This is a genomic window from Candidatus Abyssobacteria bacterium SURF_5, from assembly GCA_003598085.1.
GTDB lineage: Bacteria > Abyssobacteria > SURF-5 > SURF-5 > SURF-5 > SURF-5.
Genome location: QZKU01000007.1, coordinates 1 through 10,561, shown reverse-complemented (window position 1 = coordinate 10,561; position 10,561 = coordinate 1). Strand labels below are relative to the sequence as shown.

Sequence of the window (10,561 nt, the reverse complement as noted above, 5' to 3'; positions counted from 1 at the left end):
GAAGGAGATGATACCACAAAAAGAGGCTATTGTCAACCATAAATTAATATCTTGAACTATAGTTCAACAACTTTAATCGTCGGACAGTCTCTCTGTCCCCATTTTTCGTATTGCCAATTTCTCCGGCATGCGATAGAATAGCGCAACTTAACCGGTGGGAGAGGGTGTCATGAAAAGCTTGAATCAAGTCGTTCTGGATTTTGTAGGAGAAGAAGGCACGTGCGCGGCGGGGATTGCGACGTTCGAAACGCTTGCGGGCGGGCCGCCTTCAGCCGATCTGACGTATGTTTTGCCGGAGGCGAAGTCTGCGATATGCTTCGCGCTGCCGCTCGATCAGAGCCTGATTCCGCCGTATCTCTCCAAGAAGGACCGCCGCTCACATGAGCGCGATAATTTCCGCACCAATCTGACGTCGGGCGGAATCGCTCTCCAGTTGTCGAAGTTTCTCTCGCAAAAAGGATATCCCGCCGTTCCGCTTGCGCCGAACGAGGTGTACCGGCAGGATACGCCGCGCGGCGCGATCGACATGTTTCCGGACGTCTCGCTGAGGTATCTGGCGGTTCGCTCCGGCGTTGGCTCGTTCGGGCTTTCGGGCAACGTGCTCACGAAGAAGGAAGGCGCGGCCATCATCCTCGGCGCGGTCGTGACGGCGGCGGAGCTCGAGCCAACGCCTCCGTTGCCAAAGGAAGATAATTACTGCGACGGCTGCCGCCTTTGCATCGCCTCATGCGCATCCGAATTCATGGACCCGGAAGACGAGTACTCGGTGACGCTCGGCGGCGAGACGTTCACCTATTCGAGACGAAGAAGCTACCTGCGCTGCGAGTACGTCTGCGGCGGATTCACCGGCCTGCATGCGTCGGGCAAATGGTCGACCTGGTCGCCCGGCAGATTCCCTCTCCCGAAAGACGACGCTGAATTCGGGCCGCTCCTGATGAAGGGGATCGAGGCCTACAACAAGCGGCCGCCGATGGAGGGCGGGCATCAGCATGTTCTGATGGAAAGCAAGCTGTACCTGACGTGCGGCAACTGCCAACTCATCTGCTCGCCCGACAAGGACGAGCGGAAAAGGCGGCACAAACTGCTGGTGCAAAGCGGGGTGATCGTGCAGAATGCGGACGGTTCACTCGAGGCGGTCTCGCCCGAAGCGGCCGCCGCGCGCATTGCGGCCCTTGATACCGAGACTCGGTCCCTCTACGAATGAGAGGTCTGATCCGGCGCCGTACGACTTGACGACCTCTCCGTCATCGCACTAATTGCGCTATCAGCGCGATGACGAACAGCACGATGAAAATGAAGAACAGAATTCGCGCGATCCCTGCGGCGGCAGCGACGATTCCGGTGAATCCGAAGAGAGCGGCGACCAGAGCTATGATAAGGAAAACAACTACCCATGCAAGCATGATGGCCTCCTTTTGTTACGAGTTTCTAAGACAGTATGTACTCCGCATCAACCATGAGCAATTAAATTATCGAAAAGTAAAAGGGGCTGACAATGGCACACGCACTCGAACTGTTCAAACTTGACGGCAAAGTGGCGGTGGTAACCGGCGGCAGCCGCGGGCTCGGCTTCCATGCGGCGGAAGGATTGGCCGAGGCGGGCGCCGATGTCGCCATTTGCAGCCGCAGCGTATCGGCATCGCTCGACGAAGCCGTCGAGAAATTAAGGAAGACCGGCCGCAACTGCATGGCGTTCGAATGCAACATCACGAAAGAGGATGAGGTCGCCGCTCTCGCGAAGAACGTGAAAGAGCACTACGGCAGATGCGACATTCTCGTTAACAATGCCGGCATCGGCACCGTTGTTCCTTCGACCGACATGAGCGCCGGCGACTGGACCAACATGATGAATACGAATCTGCTCGGCGCGTTTCTCTGCTGTCAGCAATTCGGCAGATTCATGATCGAGCAGAATTCCGGCTGCATCATCAACTTTTCGAGCGAGAACGGGCAGGTCGGGTTTGCTGTCGGGATGGCCGCGTATGCAACGTCAAAGATCGGGCTCGTCGGGCTGACGCGCTCGCTCGCGGTTGAATGGGGCAAACACAATATCCGCGTCAACGCCATTCTCCCCGGCAACATGGAAGAGGGAATGATGGAAACGCTCAAGGACAAGGAGAGTTTCCTGTATCAGCTCTGGGGGGAGAAGATGCTCGGCCTGATCCCGCTCAACTCTTTCGGGACGGGCGACGATATCAAGGGCGCCGTCGTGTTTCTCGCCTCCGACGCCGCGCGCTACATTTCCGGCGCGAAAATCGTGGTGGACGGCGGCTTCACCATCAACGCAGGGATTTAGCGGCTTCCCCCCGCGCAGACCATGCGAATGAATTCGAACCTGCCGGTCAAACAGCCTTCCCAGAATTCGTTCTGTCATTCGTATTCGCGCGGGCGGGTTTGAAACCCGCCCCTACGGGTCAATAGATGATTTGCTCTTATTTGCCTCCTAATCCGCCATCTCGCCGCGGGCGGGTTTGAAACCCGCCCCTACAGGTCTCCCCCCGATCGGAACTCCTCGCCTTCACTAGCACTTTTTCAGCCGCAATGTTATGGTGTGATCACTTCTGTATGGCGTTGGATCATCCCCGTTCTTCCGATTCCCCGGCTACATTTCATGTTCACGCGGAGTTACATTGCATGAAGAGAAAGGAGAAACAAATGGACTGCAGAAAATTGACCCTGGGCGCGATGCTGGTTCTTGCCGCAGTTTTCTTTCCTCTGATTTTCGCGAGCGCTGAGGAGGCCGAACCGCAGCCGCAGGCCGCTCCCCAGCAAGCGCAGCCGCCGTCCATCGAGCCGGCGGGCCCCGCACTCTGGCAGCATCTCCAGCAGGAAAATTACCGTGAGAGGTGGGAGATGTGGCCCGGTAAATCCGCTTTTTATGCCGGAACCGAGCCTCACGGAGTCTTGCTGACAACCTATGTGAATGCAACTGCATATGACGCCATTACTGAAAAAGAGGCGCCGCTTCCCCCCGGATCGGTCATTGTCAAGGAGAACTACGATCAGGCGAAGACTCTTCAAAGTTACACCGTCATGTTGAAGAGCGAAGGTTTCAACCCCGAGGCGGGGAACTGGTTCTGGGCGAAGTATACGGCCGCCGGCGAGGTCGAAGCCGCCGGAAAAGCGGATGGGTGCATCCAGTGCCACGGGACGAAGGAAGAGAATGATTACATAATGACTTCGCCTTTGAAATAGGCGCGTCTGCAAAGAAGCGAGGCTGCCTGTCCTTGTTTAGTCTTTTGGGAGAATCCCACTTACTGGGGAGGTGGCGGAAGAAGCATATCGTCCCGAGCAAGAGAGCACTGTCAATCTGTCCAACTGACGCGATGGAGACTGTCCCCCAAGCCTGCTGCGCATGCAACATTCCCCCTTTGCAAAAGGGGGACTAAGGGGGATTTCTCCGCGAAGGGGATTGGCTCAGGTTTTGTCATTCCCGCGAAACTTATCCCGGACGCCGATCCGGGAGTGGGAATCCATTTTCGTTAACCACCCTGCCCTGTCACGCGTTTAGCGTGACTCGCGCGGGAAGTCCCGCGCCTCGCGGGGAAGAATGGCGCCTGTCCCCGAAGCAAGAACCAGCCGCCCAATCATTGGAAAGTCTCTCTGTCGCCGGAGGCGGGAGCTTGAATAATGAAAACTCCTCTCCTGATGAACCGGAAAATCCCCCTCGTATGTGCAGTCGCGCTCCTCTTTACTTCCGGTCCACCCGATTTCAAGTTGTTCTTCCAAAGCTGTACACAGGAACAATTCGCAAGGGTCTTTGTCTATCGAGATGAGGGCGACGAGGCGGATAAGGCCCGACCGCCAAATCGCGTGCGGCCAGTCTTTACGGCGTCAACAACATTTATTGAAGCAACAGGTCGGGGACAAGACGCTTCTCTTGAGGAAGGTTCAGCGGCCAGAGGAAAAGCCATATATGAAGAGAAATGCGCAAGCTGCCACTCGATTGGAGGCGGACCCGAACTCGGGCCGGACCTGCAAGGGGTGACCCAGCAGCGCTCCACTCCCTGGCTCATCGAATTCATCATGAATCCGGAGGAGATGTTCGCCGACGATCCACTTGCCCGCCAGCTTCTCGAAGAGTGGCAAATTCGGATGCCTGACATGGATGTGGAGTATGAGCAGGCAGTTGATCTTCTCGCATATATACAGACTGCCTCCGAAACCGCCCCGTCAGAAGCAGAACCCGCGATAGCTGCTCCGGCCATGCCGGCTGGTCGAAAGGCACGTGAAGAGCGAGTGATGGAAGGTTCATATGAAGAGGGCCTCCTCTATTACACCGGAGACAAGGAGCTAAAAAATGAAGGCCCCTCCTGCCTCGGGTGCCACAATTTACCGAGCCTCTCTTTCCCTTATGGCGGCTTGCTCGGTCCGGAGCTCAGCGGGGTCTATCAACGGCTGGGACCGGACAGACTGTATTCGGCGCTCGATATGATGCCCTGGAAAGTGATGAGGTCGATCTACCGCGAGAAACCGCTCACTGACAGCGAGATCCAGGACCTGATTGCACTGCTTCAGGGAACCGCCGAAAAACCCAACCCACCGGATGTCTCATTGCTGCTCGCCCTGCCGATTGCGGGAGGCGGATTCTTATTGTCCCTCGCGTTGGCGTGGGCGATCTGGCGCAGCCGCATAACAACCGTCCGCCAGGCTCTCGTGAACCGCGCAACACAAGCCGGAGGGACAACCGCATGAAGTTGATCAAGGACGTTTTCAACCCGGGAAAACGCCTGTGGGAGGAGATGTACCGCAACCGCTGGGCGCATGACCTCGTCGTCAGAAGCACTCACGGCAACAACTGCACCGGTGGATGCTCGTGGTGGGTTTACGTGAAGGACGGCATCGTCGTGTGGGAATTACAGGCGCTTGATTATCCCCTCCTCGAGCCGGGAATCCCGCCGTACGAGCCGCGCGGCTGCCCCCGCGGCATCTGCTACTCGTGGTACCTGTACAGCCCGGTCAGAATCAAATACCCATATGTCCGCGGGGTCCTCCTCGATCTGTGGCGGGCTGCAAGAGCAAAGCATGCGGACCCGGTGGACGCATGGGCATCGATTGTCGAGAACCCCGATTCCCGCCGAAGCTATCAACTCGCGCGCGGCAAAGGCGGATTCCGGCGCTCCGACTGGCAGGAATCGGTTGATATCATCGTCGCCAGCCTTCTTTACACCGCAAAAAAATATGGGCCCGACCGCGTCGTCGGCTTCACTCCGATACCGGCGATGTCGATGATAAGTTACACCGCGGGCGCGCGCTTCCTGCAATTGTTCGGGGCGCCTCTGCTGAGCTTTTATGATACGTATGCCGATTTCCCGCCCGCCTCGCCCGAGGTGTGGGGCGAGAAAACCGATGTCGCCGAAAGCGCCGACTGGTACAACAGCAAATTCATCGCCGTCGCGGGCAACAACCTCGACATGACGCGAACGCCGGACGCACACTACGCCGTCGAGGCGCGCAACCACGGCGCAAAGATGGTAGTCTTCTCATCCGATTATTCCGACGTGAGCAAACACGCCGACTGGTGGATTCCGATTCAGGCCGGAATGGACGGCGCGTTCTGGATGGGCGCGACCCATGTGATCCTCAGACAGTTCTATGTGGATCGCCAGGTTCCCGCATTCATCGATTACGTCAAGCGCTTCACCGATCTCCCGTTCCTCGTTCAACTCACGAAGACCGATGGCGGATACGCGCCCGGCAGATTCCTCAGGGCGAACCGCCTGAAACGTTACCGCGACGAGGAGAACGGCGACTGGAAGTTCCTCATGTTCGATAAGATCAGCGGCGAACCTCGCATGCCGCAAGGTTCGATAGGTTCACGATGGCAGGAAAAAAAGGGAAGCTGGAATCTCTTGCTGAAGGATGGAGCGGACGGATCCGATATCCATCCGCTGCTCACGTTTATCGATAATGCCGACGAGGATCTGCCGGTCAGCTTCGATGATTTCGGAGGCAGTGCTTCGTTCGTTCGAGGAGTGCCGGTCAGATATCTGTACGCGGATCAGGGAAAGATTGCGGTCACAACGTCATTTGATTTGTTGATGGCGCACATGGGCGTGCGGCGAGGAAGTCTCCGGGGATATCCGAATAATTATGATGAGGATTCCCCTTTCACCCCCGCCTGGCAGGAGAAATATACGGGGATCGGCCGCAAAACCTGCGTGAGATTCGCCGAAGAGTGGGCGCTGACCGCCGAGAAGACCGGCGGGAAATGCACCGTTATCATCGGCTCGGGCGTCAATCACTGGTATCACTGCAGCCTCCATTACCGCGCCTGCATCATGGCGCTGATGCTGTGCGGCTGCGTGGGTGTCAATGGCGGAGGCCTCAACCATTATACGGGGCAGGAGAAGGTGTGGCCGGACGCCTCGTGGAAAATGCTCGCGATGGCAAACGACTGGATGGGTGCGTCACGCCTTCAGAACGGGCCGTCGTATCATTACGTGCACGGCGACCAGTGGCACTACGAACAAAGCCACGCCGATTATCATCCGCCCGCCGGACGTTTCGCAAGCAAGCACACGATCGACTTTCAGGCGCTCGCGGTGCGGCTCGGCTGGCTCCCGTTTTATCCTCAGTTCAACCGCAACCCGCTTGAATTGGCTGTCGAAGCGAACGACGCCGGCGCACAAACGAGCGAGGAGATCGTTCAATGGGTAGCGCGCCAACTGAAGGACCGCAACCTGCGCTTCGCCATTGATGATCCCGACGCGCCCGAAAACTGGCCGCGCGTTTTCTTCGTGTGGCGCGCGAACGCGCTCATGGCGAGCGCGCGCGGGCATGAGTATTTCCTCAAGCATTACCTCGGCGCGCAGGCCGGCTCGATTGCCGACGAGGTCGCCTCCGGCAATACCGAACACGTGCAGTGCCGCGTGCCGGCGCCGACAGGCAAAATGGACCTGGTCATAGATATCAATTTCCGCATGGATACCACCGCGCTTTACTCCGACATCATTCTCCCTTCGGCAAGCTGGTACGAGAAGGACGACCTCAACACGACCGACCTGCATTCATATATCCATCCGCTCGGCCAGGCGGTGCCGCCATGCTGGGACTCGATGACCGACTGGGACATCTTCAGGACCATCGCGTTCAGATTCAGCGAACTCGCGCCGCACCATTTCCCGAATCCTTTTAAAGACGTCGTCGCCTCCGCGCTCGAACATGATACGCCCCACGAGATCGCTCAGCCCGAGGTGAGGGATTGGATGAAGGGCGAGTGCGAGCCCGTCCCGGGAAAGACGATGCCGGTCATGACGGTCGTCGAGCGAGATTACGTCAACCTGTTCAACAGATTCGTCAGCCTCGGCCCACGGCTCAGAGAAAAAGGGATCGAGGGCCGCGGCGCCGCTATTCCGCTCGATGGGCTGTACGATAAATTCATGGCCGGTGCGCCCACCTACGAATGGCGGGGGAAATCATTTCCTTCTCTTTACAATGCAATCGATGCGATCAACGCGCTGCTTTTCTTTGCACCCGAATGCAATGGAGAAGCCGCATACCTCGGGTTCAAGGAAATGGAAAAAAGCGTCGGGCTTCCGCTCGCCGATCTCGCCGAGGGCCAGCGTCAAACACGATACGATTTCCTGAGCCTGGTCCGCCAGCCGCGAAGAATCCTTACCAATCCGGTCTGGACCGGCATACTCAATGAGGGCAGGCCGTATAATGCATTTGTCCAGAACGTCGAGCGGCTTGTCCCATGGCGCACGCTCACCGGCCGGCAACACTTCTATCTCGACCACGAAGGATACCTCGCATTCGGCGAGCACCTGCCGACGTTCAAACCGAAATTAAGTCTCGACCAAAGCCGCAATATCATCCGGAGCAAGCGAATCGGCAAATGCGCCGCGCTCAACTTCCTGACTCCGCACGGCAAATGGCACATCCATTCCACCTATTACGACACGCCCAATATGCTGACGCTTTCGCGCGGCATCGAGCCGCTCTGGATGAACGACCGCGACGCCCGCGAGATCGGCATCATGGACAACGATTGGGTCGAGGCGTATAACGATCACGGCGTCGTCATAACCCGCGCCGCCGTCAGCGCGCGCATCCCGCGCGGGGTCTGCATGCTTTATCACGCGCCCGAGCGAACGCTGTTCCCGAAGGCGCCGCTGCGCAAGATGAGAGGAGGCACGCACAACAGCCTCACCTCGTTGCGCCTGAAGCCGGTCCACATGATGGGCGCCTACGCGCAGCTCAGTTACCGCTTCAATCAATACGGTCCACCGATGACCGAGCGCGATACGTATGTCCTGGTCCATAAAGTGAAGAAACCAAAATGGAGATGACGGGCAACAGTCACTCGATCGGAGAATCCTTGTGAATATCCGCGCGCAGATATCGATGGTGTTTCATCTGGATAAATGCATCGGCTGTCACACGTGCAGCATCGCGTGCAAGAACATCTGGACCACGCGGCGCGGCACCGAGTACATGTGGTGGAACAACGTCGAGACCAAGCCCGGCGTCGGCTATCCGATGCTGTACGAGGATCAATCCGTCTACAGAGGCGGCTGGGAAATGCGCGACGGCAAGCTGAGCCTTAAGCTGCATGGACGGACCGACGCGCTCAAGAACATCTTTTTTAATCAGCGCCTCCCCCACATCGGCGACTATTACGAGCCGTTCACGTTCACCTATCGGGATATCCTCAACTCGAACCAGGGAGCGGATCAGCCCGCCGCCCGGCCCGTCTCGCAGATCAGCGGCAAACCCATCGACATCCAGTCGAGCGGCGCGTGGGACGACAATCTCGGCGGCTCTCCAATTTATGCCGAGAACGACCCGACCCTGGCCGCCCTCACTCCGGAAGAGCGAAAACAACTGTTCGAGCTGGAGCGCCTCGTTTTCTTCTATCTCCCGCGCATCTGCAATCATTGCCTCAATCCCGGCTGCGTCGGCGCATGCCCCGCCGGCGCAATCTACAAGCGCGGCGAGGACGGCATCGTGCTTGTGAGCCAGGACAAGTGCCGGGGCTGGCGCATGTGCGTCTCCGGATGCCCGTATAAGAAAGTGTACTACAATTGGGAAACGGGGAAGGCCGAGAAATGCATCCTCTGCTATCCCCGCCAGGAGACCCAGCAAGCGCCGGCATGCATGCACGCGTGTGTCGGCCGCATCCGCTACCTGGGGGTGCTGCTGTACGATGCCGATCGGATTGAAGAGGCGGCCTCGGCGCCGGATGGCGACCTTGTCCGCGTTCAGCGCGACATCATCCTCAGCCCGTTCGATCCGAAGATCATCAGGCAGGCTCAGGCCGACCGGGTCCATGACAAGATCATTGACGCCGCCCAGAGATCGCCCGTCTATCGTTATGTGAAAGAGTGGGGATTGGCGCTCCCGCACCGCCCCGATTTCCGCACGGTCCCGATGCTTTTTTACGTGCCTTCGCTCCTGCCGGTCATCGGCCACTTCGAGAATGGAGCGTACGAGCTTGCTGACAGCCTCTTCAGCTCGCTCGAGAACGACCGCCTGCCCGTCAAATATTGGGCGCTTCTCCTTGCAGGCGGCAACGAAGAGATCGTTACCGAAGTCTTCAGGAAAATGATCGCCGGCCGCATCTACAAACGAGCCGAATCGGTCGGCGATATCTCGATGAGTGATGCCGAGAAAGCGGTGCAGGATGCCGGCCTGACCGTCGAGCAGGTGAAGGACATCTATCAACTGACCTCTCTCAGCCTGTATGAGCAGAGGTTCGTTGTTCCCCCTTTCCTGCGCGAGGGGGGAATCGAGGAAGTCACAGACCCGCAAAAACACATGAAGGAATTTGGCGCCGGCCGGATCAATCCCGCCGATCGGCGGTGGTAGAGGAAAAAATAATGCGAGAACTCTACATGCAATTTGCCGAAATCCTTGATTATCCAACTCCTCAGCTTACGCAGAAAGTGGAAAGCTGCGCCGCCGCCCTCTCCGCGTTCGACAAGGACGCGGTGAATCTGCTGCAAGAATTCCAGCAAGCGCTCCGGCGGCATTCTCGCGGGGAACTCGAGGAAATCTACACGAGCACGTTCGATCTGAACGGCGGCTGCTGCCTGTACGCCGGTCATTATATTTTCGGAGAGGACTTCCGCAGAAGCCTCCTGATGGTGAAGCTGAAGGAACTGTATCGCGAGACCGGCTTCTCAGCCGCCAAGGAACTGCCCGATCACCTGTGCGTCATGCTCAAGTTCCTCGCAGGCGCGGGCGATTGCGAGGAATGCGAGGACCTGGTCGCCGACTGCATGATCCCGGCGATATCGGCAATGATCAAAAGTTTCAAGTCGAAGAGGCATCCGTACAAGACGCTCCTCGAATGCCTGCTGCGCGTGCTCGAGCGACAGGAGTCGAAAGCGACGGAGGCAAATGCAGATTGACCTCAGCGAAGGGGACTGACACCATTTACGGAACTCACGCCTTTTTGAATTCGTAGAATGGTGTCTGTCCCCGAAGCCCTGCGCGCGCAACATTCCCCCATTGCAAAAGGGGGACTAAGAGGCTGTCCCATAATTATGTTTTTCAAGACGCTCAGACCTGTTAAGGCATTGCATGCTGAGGGAAATTGAGCATCAGCGTTATG

Annotated in this window: 8 protein-coding genes; 7 read left to right on the top strand and 1 reads right to left on the bottom strand. The window is 57.9% G+C overall.

Going from position 1 to position 10,561, the window contains the following annotated elements; all coding sequences use genetic code 11:
* Positions 1-169: 169 nt before the first annotated feature.
* Positions 170-1,204 (top strand): epoxyqueuosine reductase, encoded by a 1,035-nt coding sequence (locus C4520_00595; GenBank protein RJP26555.1) that lies wholly within the window; start codon positions 170-172, stop codon positions 1,202-1,204.
* Positions 1,205-1,244: 40 nt separating this feature from the next.
* Here the strand turns inward: C4520_00595 and C4520_00590 are convergent, their stop codons facing one another.
* On the bottom strand, positions 1,245-1,403 hold the full coding sequence (locus tag C4520_00590) for a DUF1328 domain-containing protein (protein ID RJP26554.1): 159 nt from the start codon (positions 1,401-1,403) through the stop codon (positions 1,245-1,247).
* 92 nt (positions 1,404-1,495) lie between these two features.
* Between C4520_00590 and C4520_00585 the strand changes: the two genes are divergently transcribed.
* The 6 genes from C4520_00585 (at position 1,496) to narJ (ending at position 10,358) form a co-directional block, all read left to right on the top strand.
* Positions 1,496-2,296: an SDR family oxidoreductase gene (locus C4520_00585; GenBank protein ID RJP26553.1), complete on the top strand. Its 801-nt coding sequence runs from the start codon at positions 1,496-1,498 to the stop codon at positions 2,294-2,296.
* Positions 2,297-2,541: 245 nt separating this feature from the next.
* A complete protein-coding gene (locus C4520_00580) occupies positions 2,542-3,195 on the top strand; it encodes a hypothetical protein (protein RJP26552.1) in 654 nt (217 codons plus the stop codon).
* A 435-nt stretch (positions 3,196-3,630) separates the two neighbouring features.
* On the top strand, positions 3,631-4,695 hold the full coding sequence (locus C4520_00575; GenBank protein ID RJP26551.1) for a hypothetical protein: 1,065 nt from the start codon (positions 3,631-3,633) through the stop codon (positions 4,693-4,695).
* On the top strand, positions 4,692-8,294 hold the full coding sequence (locus tag C4520_00570; GenBank protein ID RJP26550.1) for a nitrate reductase subunit alpha: 3,603 nt from the start codon (positions 4,692-4,694) through the stop codon (positions 8,292-8,294). Before C4520_00575 ends, C4520_00570 begins: the two co-directional genes overlap by 4 nt.
* Positions 8,295-8,325: 31 nt before the next feature.
* Positions 8,326-9,813 (top strand): nitrate reductase subunit beta, encoded by a 1,488-nt coding sequence (gene narH, locus C4520_00565; GenBank protein ID RJP26549.1) that lies wholly within the window; start codon positions 8,326-8,328, stop codon positions 9,811-9,813.
* An 11-nt stretch (positions 9,814-9,824) separates the two neighbouring features.
* Positions 9,825-10,358, top strand: coding sequence for a nitrate reductase molybdenum cofactor assembly chaperone (narJ, locus tag C4520_00560; protein RJP26548.1), 534 nt, complete (start codon positions 9,825-9,827; stop codon positions 10,356-10,358).
* The last annotated feature ends 203 nt before the right edge of the window (positions 10,359-10,561 follow it).